At 64.7% G+C, this 19,035-nt stretch carries 14 protein-coding genes and 17 tRNA genes; 25 read left to right on the forward strand and 6 right to left on the reverse strand.

Annotated elements, in window-relative coordinates:
• The first annotated feature begins 7 nt into the window (after positions 1-7).
• The 24 genes from KY572_RS07235 (at position 8) to KY572_RS07350 (ending at position 13,255) form a co-directional block, all read left to right on the forward strand.
• Positions 8-81 (forward strand) — tRNA-Pro (locus KY572_RS07235).
• Positions 82-93: 12 nt separating this feature from the next.
• Positions 94-164: transfer RNA gene (locus tag KY572_RS07240), tRNA-Ile, on the forward strand.
• A gap of 17 nt (positions 165-181) precedes the next feature.
• Positions 182-253: transfer RNA gene (locus tag KY572_RS07245), tRNA-His, on the forward strand.
• Positions 254-346: 93 nt separating this feature from the next.
• Positions 347-419, forward strand: a tRNA-Phe gene (locus KY572_RS07250).
• A gap of 18 nt (positions 420-437) precedes the next feature.
• Positions 438-508: transfer RNA gene (locus KY572_RS07255), tRNA-Trp, on the forward strand.
• 1 nt (position 509) lies between these two features.
• A tRNA-Thr gene (locus KY572_RS07260) sits at positions 510-582 on the forward strand.
• 21 nt (positions 583-603) lie between these two features.
• Positions 604-675 (forward strand) — tRNA-Gly (locus KY572_RS07265).
• 4 nt (positions 676-679) lie between these two features.
• Positions 680-751: transfer RNA gene (locus KY572_RS07270), tRNA-Ala, on the forward strand.
• A 15-nt stretch (positions 752-766) separates the two neighbouring features.
• Positions 767-837: transfer RNA gene (locus tag KY572_RS07275), tRNA-Ala, on the forward strand.
• A gap of 15 nt (positions 838-852) precedes the next feature.
• Positions 853-927, forward strand: a tRNA-Arg gene (locus tag KY572_RS07280).
• Between the two features lie 11 nt (positions 928-938).
• Positions 939-1,013, forward strand: a tRNA-Arg gene (locus KY572_RS07285).
• Positions 1,014-1,019: 6 nt separating this feature from the next.
• Positions 1,020-1,094 (forward strand) — tRNA-Arg (locus tag KY572_RS07290).
• Between the two features lie 96 nt (positions 1,095-1,190).
• A tRNA-Val gene (locus KY572_RS07295) sits at positions 1,191-1,263 on the forward strand.
• A 6-nt stretch (positions 1,264-1,269) separates the two neighbouring features.
• Positions 1,270-1,343 (forward strand) — tRNA-Leu (locus tag KY572_RS07300).
• A gap of 15 nt (positions 1,344-1,358) precedes the next feature.
• Positions 1,359-1,433: transfer RNA gene (locus KY572_RS07305), tRNA-Leu, on the forward strand.
• Between the two features lie 23 nt (positions 1,434-1,456).
• Positions 1,457-1,531 (forward strand) — tRNA-Leu (locus tag KY572_RS07310).
• A 21-nt stretch (positions 1,532-1,552) separates the two neighbouring features.
• Positions 1,553-2,095 (forward strand): HNH endonuclease, encoded by a 543-nt coding sequence (locus tag KY572_RS07315; protein ID WP_224241685.1) that lies wholly within the window; start codon positions 1,553-1,555, stop codon positions 2,093-2,095.
• 253 nt (positions 2,096-2,348) lie between these two features.
• A tRNA-Ser gene (locus tag KY572_RS07320) sits at positions 2,349-2,433 on the forward strand.
• Between the two features lie 162 nt (positions 2,434-2,595).
• Positions 2,596-5,409, forward strand: coding sequence for an AAA family ATPase (locus KY572_RS07325; protein ID WP_224241687.1), 2,814 nt, complete (start codon positions 2,596-2,598; stop codon positions 5,407-5,409).
• Between the two features lie 113 nt (positions 5,410-5,522).
• Positions 5,523-7,163, forward strand: coding sequence for a ribonuclease J (locus KY572_RS07330; RefSeq protein ID WP_224241689.1), 1,641 nt, complete (start codon positions 5,523-5,525; stop codon positions 7,161-7,163).
• 17 nt (positions 7,164-7,180) lie between these two features.
• On the forward strand, positions 7,181-7,678 hold the full coding sequence (locus tag KY572_RS07335) for a YajQ family cyclic di-GMP-binding protein (RefSeq protein ID WP_224241690.1): 498 nt from the start codon (positions 7,181-7,183) through the stop codon (positions 7,676-7,678).
• 2 nt (positions 7,679-7,680) lie between these two features.
• Positions 7,681-8,784 (forward strand): DOMON domain-containing protein, encoded by a 1,104-nt coding sequence (locus tag KY572_RS07340; RefSeq protein WP_224241692.1) that lies wholly within the window; start codon positions 7,681-7,683, stop codon positions 8,782-8,784.
• A gap of 35 nt (positions 8,785-8,819) precedes the next feature.
• A complete protein-coding gene (rimO, locus tag KY572_RS07345) occupies positions 8,820-10,199 on the forward strand; it encodes a 30S ribosomal protein S12 methylthiotransferase RimO (RefSeq protein ID WP_224242126.1) in 1,380 nt (459 codons plus the stop codon).
• A gap of 773 nt (positions 10,200-10,972) precedes the next feature.
• Positions 10,973-13,255, forward strand: a complete 2,283-nt coding sequence (locus tag KY572_RS07350) for a pentapeptide repeat-containing protein (RefSeq protein ID WP_224241694.1) — start codon at positions 10,973-10,975, stop codon at positions 13,253-13,255.
• A 61-nt stretch (positions 13,256-13,316) separates the two neighbouring features.
• Here KY572_RS07350 and KY572_RS07355 read toward each other — a convergent pair whose 3' ends face one another.
• From KY572_RS07355 to rplU, 6 genes are all read right to left on the reverse strand, one after another.
• On the reverse strand, positions 13,317-14,729 hold the full coding sequence (locus KY572_RS07355; RefSeq protein ID WP_224241696.1) for a hypothetical protein: 1,413 nt from the start codon (positions 14,727-14,729) through the stop codon (positions 13,317-13,319).
• Positions 14,730-14,735: 6 nt separating this feature from the next.
• Positions 14,736-15,521, reverse strand: a complete 786-nt coding sequence (locus KY572_RS07360) for a LolA family protein (RefSeq protein ID WP_224241698.1) — start codon at positions 15,519-15,521, stop codon at positions 14,736-14,738.
• Positions 15,522-15,599: 78 nt separating this feature from the next.
• Entirely contained in the window at positions 15,600-16,280 is a 681-nt protein-coding gene (locus tag KY572_RS07365; protein ID WP_224241699.1) for a TrmH family RNA methyltransferase, read from the reverse strand.
• A 4-nt stretch (positions 16,281-16,284) separates the two neighbouring features.
• Entirely contained in the window at positions 16,285-17,595 is a 1,311-nt protein-coding gene (gene obgE / locus KY572_RS07370) for a GTPase ObgE (protein ID WP_224241701.1), read from the reverse strand.
• Between the two features lie 151 nt (positions 17,596-17,746).
• On the reverse strand, positions 17,747-18,013 hold the full coding sequence (rpmA, locus tag KY572_RS07375; RefSeq protein ID WP_224241703.1) for a 50S ribosomal protein L27: 267 nt from the start codon (positions 18,011-18,013) through the stop codon (positions 17,747-17,749).
• A gap of 58 nt (positions 18,014-18,071) precedes the next feature.
• Complete coding sequence (gene rplU / locus KY572_RS07380) at positions 18,072-18,380, reverse strand: 50S ribosomal protein L21 (RefSeq protein WP_224241705.1); 309 nt, start codon at positions 18,378-18,380, stop codon at positions 18,072-18,074.
• A 259-nt stretch (positions 18,381-18,639) separates the two neighbouring features.
• Between rplU and KY572_RS07385 the strand changes: the two genes are divergently transcribed.
• Positions 18,640-19,029: a hypothetical protein gene (locus KY572_RS07385; RefSeq protein WP_224241707.1), complete on the forward strand. Its 390-nt coding sequence runs from the start codon at positions 18,640-18,642 to the stop codon at positions 19,027-19,029.
• Positions 19,030-19,035 lie beyond the last annotated feature (6 nt).

The following is a 19,035-nucleotide window of genomic DNA, read 5'->3' on the forward strand; positions in this document are numbered from 1 at the left end:
TCCTTCTCTGGGTGTAGCTCAGCTTGGTAGAGCGCACGGTTCGGATCCGTGAGGTCGCAGGTTCAAGTCCTGTCACCCAGACTCGGTACTTCTCGGGGCATGGTCCAATGGTAGGACTCTCGTCTGATACGCGAGCGGTCCTGGTTCGATTCCAGGTGCCCCGACTGATGTGTGGTTGATGTTGGCTGATGACGAAGGGTGAGTCACCGGGTCGTGACCCCGGTTCGAGAGGGTTCGAGTCCCTCCAGCCGACCTCCTTGCTCTTGGACGCGATTGGATCGCGGCGTGGCCGTCTACCACGTGAACAGGGTTCGATTCCCTGCTGGAGCGCTCGCAGTAAGGTTTTGCCGTCCTGGCGTAGATGGTTCGCGCGCCTGTCTGAAAAGCAGGAGGACCCGGTTCGATTCCGGGGGTCGGCACTTCTTCTTCACCTTTGCAGGCCGCGCTCCGGGAGCAGCTTGGACTCCAAATCCGAGCGTGCAGGGTTCAACTCCTTGGCGGCCTGCCACGCCCTTGTAGCTCAATTGGTGGAGCGCCGGTTTCGTAAACCGGAGGTCGTCGGTTCGATTCCGACCGGGGGCACTCGCAGTACCGAAGGTTTCTGCTGCCGTGGCCGAGAGGTGAGGCACCTGAGCGCCACTCAGGACGATGCGGGTTCGAGTCCCGCCGGCAGCTTCATGGGGTCGTAGCTCAGCGGGAGAGCGCTCGGTTCGCATCCGAGAGGTCCCGGGTTCAATCCCCGGCGGCTCCACTCAGTCGAAGTCTTGGGCTCGTAGTTCAGCGGGAGAATGCTCGGTTTGCACCCGAGCGACCCGGGTTCGAATCCCGGCGGGTCCACTCCAGTGTCACCTTGGTTCCGTAGCTCAGTTGGATGAGAGCACACGGTTGCGAGCCGTGGGGTCGCAGGTTCGAGTCCTGCCGGAACCACTTCCTTGTTTGTCCCTGTAGCTCAGTGGATTCAGAGCGCACGGTTCCGACCCGTGAGGCCGCAGGTTCGAGTCCTGCCAGGGGCACTCGTTGCTTCCGTAGCTCAGAGGATGAAGAGCGGGCGCGTCCTAAGCGCACGGTCGCAGGTTCGAATCCTGCCGGGAGCACATGCAACGTCTTCATTGCGGAGAGGGGCCGGCCGCCCCACCGGGTCTCATACGCCTGAGCGACAGGGTTCGACTCCCTGCTCCGCAACTTCTCATGCACGCCGAGCCAGCTGGAGACGGCACCGGTCTCACATACCGGATTCGCTGGGTTCGATCCCCAGGGCGTGTACTTCAAGCCGGAGTAGCCCAATTGGTAGAGGCGCCAGATCGAGAGTCTGGAGGGTGAGGGTTCGAATCCCTCTTCCGGCACTTCCCCAGTTTCATGCCGCGGTAGCCCAACCTGGTAGAGGCGCTGCACTCAGAATGCAGAGGGTGCGGGTTCGAATCCCGCCCGCGGCACTTCAGAAGAAGCTCCCAACAACGTCCGCGTAGCCCAATCGGGAGAGGCGGCTGGCTCAAACCCAGCTCAGGTGCGAGTTCGAAGCTCGCCGCGGACATTCCCCGAAAGGACCCGTGTCATGGAGACGCTGGTATTGAGCCAGGCCTACGAGCCCGTCGCGCGGGTGCCCTGGCAACGCGCGATGATGCTCATCTGGCAGGGCAAGGTCGAGGTGGTCGAGGAGTACGAGGACCGCTTCGTCCGCTCTGTCACTCTCGAGCTGAAGATGCCGTCGATCATCCGCTTCGTGAGCTTCTTCCGGCAGCGGCAGCGCGGCATCAAGTTCAGCCGGGACAACGTGTACGTGCGTGACGGCTGCAAGTGCCAGTACTGCGGCAAGAAGGTGTCCCGTCCGGAGGCCACCTACGACCACGTGGTTCCGCGCGCCCAGGGCGGCAAGACGACCTGGGACAACGTGGTGATCGCGTGCGTGCCCTGCAACCAGAAGAAGGGCAACCGGACGCCCGCGCAGGCCGGGATGTTGCTGCGCACCACGCCGATGAAGCCCAAGCGGCTGCCGGAGTCGCTGCAGTTCACGTTCACCTACGAGAAGGGCATGCCCATCTCGTGGCGGAAGTTCCTCCGTGATGTCGCGTACTGGCACACGGAGTTGGAGGAGTGAGGCCCGGGAAATGGGGGTCACCAGAGGTGGTCCCCGCCACCGATCCGTCCCGGAACGGAGCACCCGGTGGAGCGGGGGTGCGCCAGAGGCGGCCCCCACCCGTAGAGCCTCCCCGCGCGCCGGCAGGCGGGTCCGCTGCTGCCGGCACCTTTTCCTGGAAGACCAACGCCGGAGGCCGGCGGCCCGTCTCGAAAGCGGTGCGAGCGCTCAGCGCTTGGGGTTCGAGTCCCCTGTCTTCCGCCGCGTAAAGTCTGGAGCGTGATTGCCGGGTGGCCGGCAGCCTGGCTGGAACCCAGGGGAGTCCTCTCGGGCTCGTGGTTCGACTCCACCTCGCTCCGTGCTTTCTGGAAGTGTGAACTGGTGATGGCACCAGGCCCCGTTGCTAGCGGGTGCGGACCGGCTCCCGGTCTGAGGTTCGAGTCCTCCGCCTTCCGTAGCGTATTGCTCCCTCACCACTGCGGTTCAGCAGGCTAGAGTGCCCCCGTCAGGGGCGGTTCAACATGGCGACCAGGAAGAGCGAGGACAACGAGCGACTCATCGACCGGGATCTCACGGCGCTTGCGCGCGAGGGGAAACTCTTGCCCGCGCATGGCGCCGACTCCGCCGTGGCGGAGGTGCTTGGGTTGCTGACCCGAGGCGGCAAGCACCCGCTGCTCTCGGGTGAGCCCGGCGTGGGAAAGAGTGCGCTCGTCCAGGAAGTGGCCCGCCGTATCGCCGAGGGCCGCGTGGACGCGGAGCTCGCCCAGGCCCGTATGGTCGAGGTGTCCGCCGCCAACATCCTGGCCCGCAGCACCCAGCGGCAGGCCGCCGAGAGCTTCGAGGAGCTGCTCGGCTACCTCAGCCGGCACCCGTGCCCCATCGTCTACATCCGGGATCTGCCCCTGGCGCTCGGCGGGCCGCTGGCCCCCGTGGCCATCCGCGCCCTGCGCACTGGAGGCGTTCGCTTCATCTTCGAGACCGAGCCCAAGCGCGTGCAGGAACTGCTGCGCGCGGACGAGGCTCTGGCCGAGCGGCTCCACCTCATTCCTCTGCAGGAGCCTCCGCTGGAGCGCTCCCGGTGGATCCTCGGCCGTGTGGCCGAGGAGCTGGAGCGCGAGATGCACCTGCCCATCGACCCGGCCGCGTGCGACCTGGCGCTGCGTCTGTCCGCCAAGTTCCTCCTGGCTCAGCGCATGCCGCGCAAGGCCATCGAGCTGCTCAAGGAGACAGCGGCCGAGGCCGCTGGCGCGGCCCGTGACCGGGTGGGCCCCGAGGATGTCCTCACCCGCTTCTGCGCCGCCACACGACTGCCGCGCTTCGTGGTGGATGACGCGATGCCGCTGGATCTGGACGAGACGGAGCGCTTCTTCGGGGAGCGGCTGCTCGGACAGACAGATGCGGTGGCCGCGGTCCTGCGCTCCGTGGCGCTGCTCAAGGCCGGCCTGAACGACCCGCGCCGCCCCCTGGGCGTGTTCCTCTTCGCAGGCCCCACGGGTGTGGGCAAGACCCAGCTCGCCAAGCTCCTGGCGGAGTACCTCTTCGGCTCCGCCGACAGGTTGGTGCGCCTCAACATGGCGGACTTCCCCAATGATGGCGACGAGAGCGTTCCCTTCGGCGCCTCCTGGGCGCCCGCCATGGAGACCAAGCGCGGCGAGCTGACCAACCTGCTCGATGGCAAGGTGTTCACCGTGCTGCTGCTCGACGAGTTCGAGAAGGCCGCGCGCAGCGTGCACGACCGCTTCCTCCAGCTCTTCGACGAGGGCACGTTCGTCAACGGCGCCGGCGAGCCGGTCTCCTGCAACAACACTCTCATCGTCGCTACGTCCAATGTGGGTGCCGAGGTGTACCGGGAGCCTGCTATCGGCTTCGCGGGCAATCGTCGTGAGGAGGAGCTCGTCTCCGAGGTGGACCGGCGTATCGCCGAGGCCTTCCGCCCGGAGTTCCTCAACCGCTTCGACGCCATCTGCCACTTCCGGCCGCTGACGAAGGTGGAGATCCGTAAGATCGCCCAGCGCGAGGTGGGTCGGGTGCTGGAGCGCGAGGGTATCCGCGCCCGCGCACTGGACGTGGAGGTGACACCGGAAGTCGTCGACCTGCTGGTAGAGCGCGGCTACTCGCCCCAGTTCGGGGCGCGCTACCTGCAGAGGGAGATCGAGAAGACGCTCACCGCCGCGCTCGCCGTGGAGATCGCCCGCCGTCCTCTGCGGCCTGGTACTCCCGTGCGCGTGGAGGCGCGCTCCGGAGGCAAAGTGGTCGCCGTGGCCGAGCCGCTGGCTCCTCCCCGCGAGGCCACGGCCCAGCTTTCCCTGCCGACCCCGAAGGCCGCGGCCGTCAAGCGGCGGCTCGACCGCAAGTCCCTGCTTCACGAGATGGATCGGCTCGTGGGCCGAGCCCGTGCGCTGTCGGTCTCCGCCGCTCGACCGCAGCTTGAGGAGAAGCGCAACCAGCTCCTGGCCGAGAGCCAGGCGCCCAACCTGTGGGACGACCCGGACCGCGCAGCCTCCACGCTGCGTGCCTTCCGCACCGTGGAGGCGCAGATCAACGAACTAGAGCGCCTGGAGCAGGCCGCCACCTTCGCTCGCCGGCTCGTGCGCGAGGCGAAGAATGAGGTGCAGCTCGCGTCCGCGGCGAAGCAGGTCGAGGACGTCGCTCGCGAGGTGCAGATGGCCGAGGCTCTGCACGCCTCGGGTGCCACTGCAGAGGACAACGAGGCGCTGGTGGACATCTGCGCCAGCGAGTCGATGGAGGCCCAGGACACGTGGGTGCAGGAGTTGGCCACCATGTACCTCGGCTGGGCGGAGAAGCGTGGCTATGAGGCCATGCTGGTAGCCGAGGCGGAGAACCCCTCGCGTGTCGTCGTGCGCATCGCAGGGCCAGGTGCCTATGGCTTCCTCGCGGGAGAGGCCGGCATGCACCGGCGCATCGAGGATGAGAAGCGCCAGCGCGCCTACGTCCGCGTGCACCGCGGCGGGCTGCCCGAAGACCGCCAGGAGCTGGAGGTGGAGGGCCGCCCGGTGAAGAAGCACGAGGGCACCTTCCTGGAGCGCGTGCGCACCGAGGTCACCGTGAAGGACTCCTCCACGGGCCGCGTACTCACCCTGACTGGCTCTGGCGAGTTGGAGGAGATGAAGGACATCGCGACACGCGTGGTGTCCGGACAGGGTGCCAGCACCGATGAGGCCCGGCGGTACTATGTCGCCCGCGGTGCTCGCGTGGAGGACCCGCGCACTGGCGCCGGAACCCCGCGCGTGAAGGATGTTCTGCGCGGCGACCTGGACCTCTTCATCGCCGCCTGGATCTCCCGCCCGCCGCCCGAGCCCCCCTCCGCGCCTTGAGCCTGCCCTTTCGCCCTTGCCTGGGTCGGTGGTACTCCCCCGCCAGGCAACAAGGCGAGCGCCTGCTCAAAACACTCGGGCGGCGTCGAGCCGCCGTCCATAATGAGTAAGGCATGCTCCATGTGATTCCCCTGGGAGGACTGGGCGAGATTGGCCTCAACGCCATGGTGCTCGCCTGCCGTGGGGAGATGCTCCTCATCGATGCCGGGCTGATGTTCCCCTCCGAAGCCGCCCCCGGTGTGGACATCATCGTCCCTGACTTCACCCACCTCCGGCAGAATGCCTCGCAGCTCAAGGGCATCGTCCTCACCCACGGCCACGAGGACCACACGGGCGCCCTCCCCTATCTGCTCAGCGAAGTGCCTGTTCCCGTCTATGGCACGCGCTTCACCCTCGCCATGGCCCGCCAACGTCTGGATGAGCTGGGTGTCGTCGCGGACCTGCGTGAGATCGAGCCTCGCACGCCCTTCTCCGTCGGCTCCGTCTTCTCCGTCGAGGCCAGCCGCGTCACCCACACCGTGCCCGATGCCGTCGGCTACATCTTCCGGACCCCCGAGGGCACCGTCATCCATACTGGCGATTTCAAGCTGGACCCTGATCCCATTGATGGCCTTCGCACGGACCTCGAGCGCTGGGGCGAGGCCGGCGAACAGGGCGTCCTCTGCCTCCTGTCCGACTCCACCAACTCCGAGTTCACCAACGAGACGGGCAGCGAGCGGGTCGTGGAGCAAACCTTCGACCGCCTCTTCCGCGAAGCCAAGGGCCGCATCGTCGTCGCCCTCTTCGCCTCCAACCTCCACCGCGTGCGCACCGTCCTGAAGCTCGCCGAACAGCTCGGGCGCAGAGTGGCCCTCCAGGGCCGCAGCATGACGCGCAACGTGGAGATGGCTCGGCAGCTCGGCTACCTCGATGTCCCTGATTCCCTCTTCGTCCCCCTGGAGTCCGCTCCCAGCCTGCCCCCCAACCGCCTGATGCTGCTCTCCACCGGCGCTCAGGGAGAGGCTCGCGCTGGCCTGGCCCAGCTCGCCGCCCGGAATGGGCCCGTGCGGCTGGAGCCCGGAGACATGGTCATCCTCAGCTCTCGCCCCATCCCCGGCAACGAACGCCCCGTGGGTGCCCTGCTGGATCAGCTCCACTGGACCGGTGCCCGCATCGTCTATGCCCAGGTGGAGCCCGGCGTCCATGTCTCCGGACACGCCAGCCAGCCGCAACAGCGACGCGTCCTCGACGTCGTCCGCCCTCGTCACTTCGTCCCCATCCATGGAGAGCTGCGTCACCTCCACCGCCACCTGGCCACCGCTCGCGAGGCCGGGCTCGCCCCCGAGCAGCTCCTCCTTGCCCAGGACGGAGACCTCATCACCTTCGAGGAGGGCCGCGGACGCTTCGCTGGCAGCGTCCCCGTCGGCCGGGTCCACAAGGACCTCTACAGCGGCGGCGTCGTGACTCCCGAGGCCCTCCAGGAACGCACCCGGCTGGCCGAGACGGGCCTCGTCGTCGCCGCCGTCGTCATCGACCGCTCCTCCCTCGCGCTCATGGCCGGGCCCCAGCTGTCCGGTCATGGACTGTCCCTGGATGAGCAGGTGCTCCTCAACCGCATCGCCGACGAGGCGCGGAGCCTCTTCCTCCAGCTCTCCCCACAGCTGCGCGGGGATGACGCCCTGGTGCGAGAGGAGCTGACCCGCTCCGTCCGCCGCGCCTTCAAGCTCTTCACCGCCAAGCGCCCCCTGGTGGTGCCCATGGTCGTCAAGGTGTGATAAGGGCCCTGGCGCCCATGCCTTCCTTCGACGTCGTCTCCAAGATCGATCTGGCCGAGCTCGACAACGCGGTCAACCAGACCAAGAAGGAGCTCAGCACCCGCTACGACTTCCAGGGCGCTCAGGCCGACATCGTCCTCTCCCCCGACAACACCGTGCTGACCGTCAAGGCCAACAGCGAGGACCGCGTCCAGGCCGCCAAGGAGGTCCTCCTCGCCAAGCTGGCCAAGCGCGGCATCTCCCTCCGTGCGCTCGAGTTCATGGAGATCGAAAAGACGGGCCTGCACAACGTCAAGCAGCCCATCAAGCTCCAGCAGGGCATCCCCGTCGACAAGGCCAAGGAGCTCATCAAGCTCCTCAAGGAGTCCAAGCTGAAGCTTCAGGGCTCCATCCAGGCAGACCAGCTCCGCGTCACCGGCAAGAACCGGGATGACCTGCAGGCCGCCATCGCCCTGTTCCGCCAGGAGCAGGACCGGCTGAAGCTCGACATGCAGTTCACCAACTTCCGGGACTAGTCATGCGCGCCCCTCTCCTCTCCCTGTGCCTTCTGCTCGCGCCCGCCATCTCCCACGGGCAGGAGCGCGCCAGCAAGGCCGTGCCGGCGCTCTCCAAGGCCCCCAAGCTGGACGGCAAGTTCAAGGACTTCGCCCCCTCCGTCACGTTCCGCCCCCCCGCCTCCACCGAGGACACCGCTTCCTTCACCGCTCGGGTGGCCTGGCGCAAGGACACGCTCTACGTAGGCGTCGAGGCCACCGATGACCGGCTCGTCGCTGGCGACCTCGTCACCCTCACCCTGTTCTTCCCCGGCGCTGGCCCCACCGCCATCGGCAACACTTTCCGCTTCGCCTTCGATGGCAAGCGCGCCTCGCCCCCGGACAGTGGCACCTCCGCCTTCGCCCAGGAGAAGGCCGAGGTCGGCGTGCTGCGCGAGGACGACAGGCTGAATCTGGAGATCGCCCTCCCCGTCACTGCCTTCCCGCGCTTCCCCTCCGTCGATCCGCTCGTCTTCGATCTCTGCGTCACCTTCGAGGATCAGGACGCGGTGGGCCAGAAGGCCGCCCCCGTCTCCAACTGCAAGGACGCGGGAATGATTGGCGAAGCCCTCAAGCTGCCCGACGACTTCCGCAAGGGCCTCAAGCTCAAGCCTCCAGAAGCCGCCAATGCCCTGGAAGCCATCAGCGGCGGCTGGCTGGGCTGGGGCGTGCTCCACTACCCGGTCTGGGTGGAGGCCGAGAAGCCCTTGTCCCCTGAGTCGCTGCGCTCCATGGTCGCCTCGGACTCCGTGGACCCCGAGAAGGTCAACGTGAATGTCCCGGAGACGCTCACCCTGCCCGGCGGTCGCACCCTGCTCACCGTCGTCTCCGGCAAGGATCCCTATGCCGTCGAGGGCAAGTGCGATTCGGAGCACGAGCTGCGCCTGGGGCTCTACCTCCTCACGGCCAAGGGCCGGACGGCCCAGATGGTGCTCGAGTGGCCGGCCGCTACCTGTGCGCTGGGTCGGGCCCTCTCGGTCAATCTGGAAGAAGACGGCGCGCTGAGCATCGGTTACTCGAACGGCGCAATCACCAACTTCGTTTGGAGTGGAGACCACTTCGAGCGGACGCAACTCGGAAAGCGGTAGACGCAGTGCGGCAAGACACCAAGAGCCTTTACATGATGACCCTCGGCTGCCCGAAGAACCGGGTGGACTCCGAGGTGATGCTCGGCACCCTCAAGCAGCGCGGCTACCACCTGGTGCAGGAGCCCTCCGAGGCCGAGGTCATCGTCGTCAATACCTGCGCCTTCATCGGCCCGGCCAAGCAGGAGTCCGTGGACTCCATCCTCGAGATGGCCGAGTACAAGAAGTCCGGCGCGTGCAGCACGCTCGTCGTCACCGGCTGCCTGTCCCAGCGCTACGGCGGCGAGCTCTCCAAGGAGATGCCCGAGGTCGACCACTTCCTCGGCACCGGTGCCTACGCCCAGATCGGCGACCTGCTCGCCGCAGAGGCCTCCCCGCGCCAGGTCATCCCCGATCCGGACTACATCCACGACTCGCACACGCCGCGCGAGAACTCGATGCCCTCGTACACCGCCTACCTCAAGGTGTCCGAGGGCTGCGACAACGCCTGCGCCTTCTGCATCATCCCCAAGCTCCGTGGCGGCCAGCGCTCGCGTCCCATCGCGGACATCATCGCCGAGGCCACCCGGCTGGCCGACCAGGGCGTGCAGGAGCTCAACCTGGTGGCCCAGGACCTCACCGCCTACGGGCATGACCTGCCCGGCAAGCCCAAGCTCCATGAGCTGCTCAAGGAGCTGGTCAAGGTGGACGTGCGCTGGATCCGCCTGCACTACGCCTACCCGCGCGTCTTCCCGGACGAGCTCATCGAGGTGATGGCCACCGAGAAGAAGATCGCCAAGTACCTGGACATGCCGCTGCAGCACGCCAGCGACAAGCTGCTCATGTCCATGAAGCGCGGCCGCAACACCCAGTTCCTCACCGACCTGCTCACCAAGCTGCGCACCCGCGTGCCGGGCCTGGTGATGCGCACGTCGATGATCGTCGGCCTGCCCGGCGAGACCGAGGAGGACTTCGAACTGCTCAAGGAGTTCGTCAAGACGCAGCGCTTCGAGCGGCTCGGCGTCTTCCAGTACTCGGACGAGGAGGACACCGCGGCGTTCGACATGCCGGACAAGGTGCCCCAGAAGACCATCGAGCGCCGGTGGCGCGAGGTCATGGCCATCCAGAAGCGCATCAACCGCGAGCAGAACAAGAAGCTCGTGGGCAAGCGCATCGAGGTGCTCGTCGAAGGGCCAAGCCCCGAGACCGAGCACCTGCTGATCGGCCGCCACGAGGGCCAGGCCCCCGAGATCGACGGTCAGGTCTACATCAATGATGGCCTGGCCTACCCGGGCGAGTTCGTCACCGTCGAGGTGACCGAGGCCCATGACTACGATCTCGTCGGCCGCGTGGTGGAGCGCCCGGATCCGAAGCAGCGCCAGCACAAGGTCCGCGACGCGGTGCCCGCGCCGATGGCCACCTGGACGTCGCCTCGTTGAGGCATACAAGCCCCATCCTTGAATTACTTCCGGCAAGATGAATATTCTAGTCGATTACGACAATATTCTAGACCAACACCGGCGGCATGGACTTGTAGATCTAGTCAGCCGTATATTCAGTGCACTTGGCGCAGACAGACTTCGCTCAGAAGCAAGCGCGCAGATTCGGCTATACGGGGGATGGTATGAAAACAACGTACCATCCCGCACAGCGCAACGGCTGATTCCTGAAATACAGAGCAACTTTCCAACAGAGTTCTACCTACCAGACCAGTCGTCAAGCCTGCGTATAAAAACACAAGTCGAACTGGCGTACAGTTTGATCATCGACCCATCCAAGCACTTGCTTCACACCGTACGAAAGCGATCTGGCTACCCACATGGCTTTCGTTGCGACAGCCCAAGCGCTCACGGCTGCGCAGACACTTCGTGCCCATTGATCGCTACACACTCTTTTCTACGAACGGGAAATTGTCCTTCGCCCAGTTGCGCCATCACATCCCGGCAGTTGCTTCACAAACTGGAGCAGAAACTGGTCGATACCATGCTAACGTCTGACATCATTCACATCGCGCAGCAGGGTTCCTCTCCGATAGCTCTCGTGTCATCTGATGATGATTTTTGGCCTGGAATTCGAACAGCTGAATTACTGGGCACCGAAATCTTTCATATCCACACAAGAAAACACCGAACTCCACTAACTTATCTCGGTTCAACACAGCCCTCAGCGAAGTACCATCAACTTCAACTCCCTATCTGAAGCCCCAACAGCTATGGACTTCGCTCGCTTCAAGACCATTCTCACAGCATTCGCTGACAATCCCGCCGAACTCAATATCAGCAAAGGCCAAGTCTTGGTCCAACTCCGAGATGATCTTATCTCCGCGAGAGTTCATCAAAAAAGCGGCACAATGTGGATCAGCGAGGATGGAGACGGCGAAATCGAGCAACCAGCAGAGCAGTGGCTGATTAATCGGATTGCTCGCCTACCGCAGCTTGCAGACAGAATCTTGACTTATATACCGGACGAGGCGTCTTTTGTCGCCCCCAGTGGCGTTCTTCTTGACCAACTTGAAAGCACCCCAACAGAAGAACTCGTGCAAGTTGATAATGCACTCAGCGCCATTCAGGGTGTACTGGACCGTAGGCCTGCCGGTACGTCATCCGTCCTTTACCTCACCTCAGACGCAGGCGAAGGCAAAACGACTGTAATCAATCATCTAGCAAGAATACAAGCACAGTCTTTCAAGAACAAGACCTCGGACTGGCTGTTATTGCCAGTGCCACTGGGAGGAAGACCTTTTCTACGTCTCGACGACGTTATCATCGCCTCTCTTGTCAACCGTCTTCGCTTCCCGCTCCTCTACTTCGAAGCATTCCTTGAACTCGTCAAGTTAGGTGTTCTTGTCCCTGCACTAGATGGCTTCGAAGAGATGTTTATCGAGAGCGCCACCGGTGAGGCCATATCCAACCTGGGCAGTCTCGTAGAGACGCTTCAGTCCCAGGGAAGTGCACTAATTGCCGCACGCAAAGCATACTTTGAGTATCGAAGCTTCCAGACCCAGGCTCGACTGTTTGATGCGCTTGGAGCAGGCAATGTCTCTTTTTCAAAGCTCGAATTGCGGCGTTGGGACAAGACGAACTTTCTAGCCTACTGCGACGCCAGGAAAGTATCGGACGGTCTCAGCATCTATCAAGATGTTGCCGCCAAGTTAGGTTCTGAACACCCGCTACTCACAAGAGCTGTGCTCGCCAGTCGTCTCCTCGACATAGCAACTGAGCAAGGAGGGAGAGCGAGTCTTCTATCCAAGATAGGCGGGGCACCCGACGACTATTTTGCTCAATTTGTTGGTGCCATTATTGAGCGTGAAGCCAACACCAAGTGGATCAGCAAGACCACCGACAAGGTCGGAGAAGCGCGCACCCCACTTTTGACAGTAGAAGAGCATCATGAACTACTTTCGATGATTGCTCTTGAGATGTGGGAGAACAAAGTTGATGCCCTCAAGACTGATACGCTTGATGTCATTGCAGAGATCTTCTGTGATCGAGCGAAAAAGCCGCCGCCAGTTGCTAGACAAGTCCAAGAGAGAGTCAAGCAACATGCGCTCATGATTGAGGCTGAAGCGGGAAAAAACTTCTACCGCTTCGACCATGAAGAGTTCCGAAACTATTTCCTCGGCGAAGCCATTGGTCGCGCGCTGGTTGGAGGGAACGCACTGGAACTTCGCAGAGCGCTCCGAATTGGCGCGTTACCATCAGCCACAATCGATACATGCAGCCACTGGATCCTCAAAGTCAACACCGACTGGCAAGCGTCCGTCAGAACAATCCAAGAAGTAGCGTCTTCTGATGGCCCGACCTCATTCACACGCGAAAACTGCGGTGGCATTTTCGTAAGAATCGCCAACAACAAAGTACCTTCTGAGCAGGTCTCACTTCGTCACTTTTCTTTCCCTCCAGACAGCCTTGAACAACGCGCACTCCAAAAGATTGACTTCTCTGAGTGCTACTTTCAACCGACTACTCTAGCAAATACTCATCTCTCAAACTGTCGCTTCACAAAATGCGAGTTCGAGAGACTCGACCTCTCAGCCACTCTGAGAATTGACTCCTGCTCTCTTGTTGAGGCAACTGTACGAGCAGTCACACCGATCGACTCGGATCTCGCCATCTTTGATCCTAAGCGAGTAGAAGCACTAATCTCCAGCGTAGGCTTTCAATTTCAGCAACAAGCGTCACTAACCGACCCCTCATCGGCAGTTGATTTTGACGAAGATGTTGAAGTCTGCCTAAGAGCATTCCGAGCTTTTCTGCGAGCAACTGAAATCAACGAGGACAGCCTCAAGGCCAAAGTAGGCAGGAAGGCCAATGACTTCACCAGCAGGATCGTCCCTATCCTCCTCAAGAGAGGAATTCTGACGACCGTGACCTATAGGGGTTCAGGCGGCCAACGACGCTTCAAACTCTCAGTGCAAATGAGTGCCGTACAACAGGCAGAAGCTTCTTATCCCGATAGCTTTGAGAAGTTTTTGGATGCGCTGGCCCCAAAATAATCGTCAAGTGAACCGAATCATTCGAGTTCTGCTTCAGCATCGTGAGCAGATTTCCAGATTTCTACTTCGGGTCCTCGGGCTCCAGCGGCCGCTCCTCGGGAGGTGGCGGCTGCGAGGCCGAGGACTTGCGGACGGCCGCGCTGATTCCTTCTCCCAGCGGCGTCTCCTGGCACTCGCAAACGGGTGGCCTCGTCGTCGTTTCCTGGACGAAGGCGCACGTCAGGGGGCACCCCGGCTGGGTGCCTTCCTCGAAGAGCGAGAGGGCATAGCCTCGCACCGACGAGAGCTTCGCGTAGCACTCCGGCATGGATTGGGAGAGAGAGGGCCAGGGGATGCGGTGTTGAGTCGTCGCGCCTCGGCTCGTTGCCATGAAGGTGATCCCGACACTGCAGCCGGGCTGAAGCGGCTTCCCATCCTCCCCCAGCGGCTCGACGTAGAGCCGGCCGCCCTCGGGCAGGTCCCGGTACACCGTCGCGGACAGGGAGAGCGATCCGTCCTGCTCCCGGCGCGTGTGCAGCGCGTAGCAGGACTCGTCATCGAAGATCTCCGTACCGGGCCTGGCGCAGCGCTGTCGCTCCCCTGACGCCAGCACTCGGGGCCTTCTCAACAGGAGCACTCCCGCCTGTGCATCGATGGTTGCTCGGAAGTGGCCCCAGACGTCCGGCCCCAGACGCCCGAGCGAGCTTGGCGAGTTCCATACTCCCGCCTCGAAGATGATGGGACGCACGCCGACGCCCTCTGTCACCTCCACTGAGTCTACTGGAATGGCTCGCACCGGCATGCCGGCTACCGTCTCCAGTGGGCGCATCCCCTGCGCCTCCGCAGGCTTCAGTGCGAGCCGGGAGAACGGGTCGCGCGTCGAGAGGACGAAGGGCCCCGTCAGTCGCGCTCCTCCCTGCGTCACCCGAGCCGCCAGCAGAGGCCAGTCTCCCGTCGGCTCACGGCTCAGTTCCAACAGGTGCGTCTCCTGCGAAGGGTCCGCACCGGCGGCAGAGAGCTCCGCCGTGTACGCCTCTCGAGAGCGCGACTCGGTGAACGTCACCTCGCGACGCAGCGGCTCCACCGTGAGCGCGTACGGCGCCAGCACGTCCGCTCCCAGGGTGACGGCACAGACCTTCTCGCCCGTGAGCCCCGCCGAGAGCCCCGGCAGCGAGACGTCCCCAACCCGGAGCCCCGTCAGCGGCACCATGGCCCAGTCCTTCATGCCATTGGGCTCGGGGGCTCGCACCTTGCCCTCGGCCCTCGGGGGCTTTCCTTCGAAGCACGCCGTGGCCACCAGCGAGAGCGGCCGGTCCACATCCAGCAGGACCGGCACCGGCTTCGCCCCCAGGCTGCCCTCGACCGAGAGCCGCAAGGCCGGCGCCGACAGCAGCGGGAAGGTCCGCCCCGCGAAGCTGCCCGCCTCGGGCGCAGGCGTCGCGCTCCGGTGACAGCCGGCCAGCAACCCCAGGGCCACGAGGAGCGCGCCGCGCAAGTGGAGTTACTTCTTCTGCTTGGTGAAGTCGTCGACGCGCGTGCCCTCGGGCGGGTTGATCTTGAAGCTGTCCGCCGCGATGCCCACGTTCGTCTTCAGGTCCAGGAAGGCAATCGCGTTCTCGCTACCGTCCGGGTCCACCACGGTGCTCTTGAGGACCTGAGCCGTCTTGGGGTCCACCTCCAGGCGCACCTGCCTGAAGCGCGGGTCCGGGCTCACCGGGTCGAGCACCATCAGCGTGCCCTTGCAGTCAGCGCACGTGCCCTGCTTGATGTTGAACTCGTCCGCCAGCCGGCCCTGGCCGAAGAGGAACGTCACCGACGCGGACAGCTTGCTGGTGTCCACGCTCGCCACCGAGAGGCTCTGCGCCTCCGGGTCGTACGCGTACACCTTGCTCCCCGCCAGCACGAAGGTGCGCGTCGAGGGCTTCTCGTACTCCCACCGCATCAGGCCCGGCTTCTTGTACGTCACCGTCCCCGTCGAGGTCTGCGTCCGGCGGAAGGTCTTGTACTTGTAGTCCTGCTTGAATGCCGCCTTGAAGTCCTCGGTCTTCTCGTAGAAGGCCTGCATCCGCTCCACCAGCGCCTTCACCTCCGGAGCCACGCTCCCCTTGGGCGCCGCGGGAGTCGCCGGCTTCGCCTCGGGAGCAGCGGCGGTGGCGGGCTTCGTCTCCTTCTTCTCGGCGGCCGGCGCGGGCTTGGACTCGGCGGCCACCGCGGGCTTCTGGGCCGGAGGCGCCGCGGGCGCCGTCTGCGCGGTCAGCAGGGACACGAGGAAGGTCTCGATGAGCATGGCGGTGCGATCTCCGAGCGGGCCCCGAAGGCCCGTGATGGCTTCTATCGCTTCAGACGAGCCCCCAGGCTCGCTGATTCACGGCTGCTTTCCCTTGAAAATCCGCTTCCTTTGCTTGACAGCCAGCACATAGAAGCGCTCGCGGAGGGCTTGCGCCTCCTCGGCCGTCAGGTCTCCGACCTTCCCCAGGTGCTCCTCCCGCCAGGCAATCGCCCGGCTCACGCACGCCGAGGCCGCCGCCGAGATGTTGATGCTCTGGCTGAAGCCGCGCATGGGGATCCAGAACGTCCCGTCCACCCCCGCCAGCACCTCCTCGCTCACCCCGAAGCGCTCGTTGCCGAAGATGATCGCCATCTTCGAGTCGAACTTCAGCGAGTAGAGGCTCGTAGCCCCCTCCCGGATGGCCGAGGCGTACAGCGAGAAGCCACGCCCCTTCAGGTGCTCCCGGCACTCGGCGAAGCTCTTGTACAGCTTCACGTCCAGCCACTTGTCACAGCCCTGCGCCACCCTCGAGTTTGGCAGGAAGGGCGCGTCCGGGTTGATGACGACGTGCACCTCCTGCACGCCCATGGCCTCGCAGGTGCGCAGCACCGCCGCCATGTTGAAGCTGTCCTCCAGCCGGTCCAGCACCACCGTGAAGGTCCGCGTCCGCTGCTCCACCACGCGGTCGATCTTCTCCTTGCGCACCTCGAGCAGCAGCGACTCCGGCTCGACCGGCTTCTGCTCGAAGGGCTCGTAGCGAGGGCCGCCTCCACTCATCGCGCTACGACCTCCGCCCCTTCGCGCGGGCCACCTTCTTCGTCGCCGCCTTCGCCCCCGCTCGTGCCGGCGCCTTCAGGCCCGCCCCCGACTTCTTCCTCGCCGGAGCCTTCTTCGCGGCCACCTTCTTCGCCGCCGCCTTCTTCGCTGCCGCCTTCTTCGTCGCCGGCTTCTTCAGCGGCACCTTCCGAGCCGCCGCCTTCTTCGCCGGGGCCTTCTTCGCCGGAGCCTTGACAGCCGCCGCGGCCTTCTTCGGCGGGGCCGCCTTCCTCGCGGGCTTCTCGGGCGGCTCCACGTGGAGCTTGTCCGACCGGCCCGTGAAGAGCACCTCGGCGGTGACGTCCAGCAGCGCCTGGAGGCCCTCACCCGTGGCGCAGGACACCGGGAACACCGCCAGCCCTCGCTTGCGCAGGGCCGTCGTGAACGCCTCCAGCTTCTCCCGCCCGTGGGTCAGGTCCAGCTTGTTCGCCGCCACCACCTGCGGCTTCTTCGACAGCTCCTCGCTGTACTTCTCCAGCTCGCGGTTGAGGATGTCGAAGTCCTTCAGCGGATCGCGGCCCTCGCCCTCCGCCCCCATGTCGATGAGGTGGATCAGCACCTTGCACCGCTCCACGTGCCGCAGGAACTGGTGCCCCAATCCCACGCCCTCGCTGGCTCCCTCGATCAGCCCGGGGATGTCCGCCATCACGAAGGACAGGTTGTCCTTGTACTGGACCATGCCCAGGTTCGGCACCAGCGTGGTGAACGGGTAGTCCGCGATCTTCGGCCGCGCCCGGCTCACCCGAGAGATCAGCGTGCTCTTGCCCGCGTTCGGGAAGCCCAGCAGCCCCACGTCCGCCAGCAGCTTCAGCTCCAGGATCAGCGTGCGCTCCTCGCCCTTCGTCCCGTCCTGGGCGAAGCGCGGCGTCTGCCGCGTGGAGGTGGCGAAGTTCATGTTCCCCAACCCTCCGCGCCCACCCTGCGCCGCCACGAAGCGCTGGCCCGGATCGCTCAGGTCCGCCAGCAGCTCGCCCGAGTTCGCGTCCCGGATCAGCGTGCCCGCCGGCACCTTGAGGACCAGGTCCTCCGAGGCGCGACCGTTGCAGTCGCTCCCCATCCCGTTCTCGCCGTTCCTCGCGCGGTGGTGCTGCTGGTAGCGGAAGTCCAGGAGCGTGGTGAGCTGCGGATCCGCCACGAACACCACCGAGCCCCCGTTCCCGCCGTCCCCTCCGCTGGGGCCGCCGCGCTCGATGAACTTCTCCCGGCGGAAGGCAACCGCGCCGTTGCCGCCGTCACCGGCCTTCACGAAGATGCGAACCTCGTCGACGAATTTCATGGCGATGCCCCTCCCCGCTCACGCGGAACCCGGGTTCGGAAAACGCAGAACGGGCCGCCCTCGTGTCCAGCCGCCGTCAGGCGCCTGAACCGGGAGCGACCCGCTCGCTTGCAGCAAGGCCCGCCCGCAGGCAGGCCCGTGGGAGAGCCGACTAGGCGCTCGCCTGGGCCGGGTAGACCGAGACCTTCTTCCGGTCGCGCCCGAGCCGCTCGTACTTCACCACCCCGTCCACCGTGGAATAGAGCGTGAAGTCACGCCCCAGCTTCACGTTGGTGCCCGGATGGATGACCGTGCCGAGCTGCCGCACGAGGATGCTCCCCGCCGACACCTCTTCGCCGCCGAACACCTTCACTCCGCGGCGCTGCGCGTTCGAGTCGCGACCGTTCCGAGACGAACCCTGTCCCTTTTTATGAGCCATGACACCTGTCCTGCGAGAACCGTGCGCCGTGAGGCGCTCGGGAAGTGTTGAACCGGCGTTAGCCGGAGATGGAGGTGACCTTGACCTCGGTGTAAGGCTGACGGTGGCCCCGGCGACGCGTCCAGCCCTCCTTCTCCTTGCGGAAGTGGAGGACGCGGCGGTGCTTGTCCTGCGCGAGGATCTTCCCCACCACCTTGGCCCCGCCGACGGTCGGCTGCCCGATCTTCGGGGAGTCCGAGCCACCCAGCATGAGGACATCGTTGAAGGTCACCTCGGTGCCAACATCGCCCGCAACCTTCTCGATGCGGAGGACATCACCCTCGGCAACGCGGTACTGCTTACCGCCCGTGCGAATGACTGCGTACATCGTAGAACCCTCTGTCGAGTCGGGTTGGGTCAACCCGTGAAAGCCACCGCGCATTTCGGACGGCTGGCCGCCCGAACACGCAAAGGACGGCCGATCTACGAGAGATGATCGGGCGAGTCAAGGGTATGGAGGGCCGCAGCCCACATCTATACGCTCTCAGACGCCCCCGCCCGCCCGCCCGGTCGGCTGTCCAGGGAGCATGGACCGACTAGGATGGGCCCCCGCTGTCCCTCTTTCGCACGGTGCAAGGAGTGTCCGGATGAAGCAGTGGGCCTTGGCTGTGGCGATGGTGTCCGTGGCGCTCACGGGGTGTGGTGGCTCCGAGTGCGAGGACGCCGTGGACACCGGCAAGAGCGTGGCGAAGAAGGCCGAGGCCTGCAGCGAGTACTCTGAGCTCATCTCCGAGGACTACACCGTCGCCCAATGTGAGGAAGAGATCGAAGGCTGCTCGGACGACGATCAGGAGAAGTTCGAGAAGTGGCTCGACTGCATGAACGCTCTTCCCACCTGTACCTCCGGCAGCTCGGAGGACTTCGGCGACGCCGTCTTCCTCTGTTTCTCCAACATGGGAGAGCTGAGCCCGTCGTGCAGGGTGGTGGAGGCCGAGAGCGCTCAGCGCGCCATCGCGTCCTACCCCGTCTCCCAGTGACTCCCG

Origin of the sequence: Hyalangium gracile (genome assembly GCF_020103725.1) — a bacterium.
In the GTDB taxonomy this organism is placed as follows: domain Bacteria; phylum Myxococcota; class Myxococcia; order Myxococcales; family Myxococcaceae; genus Hyalangium; species Hyalangium gracile.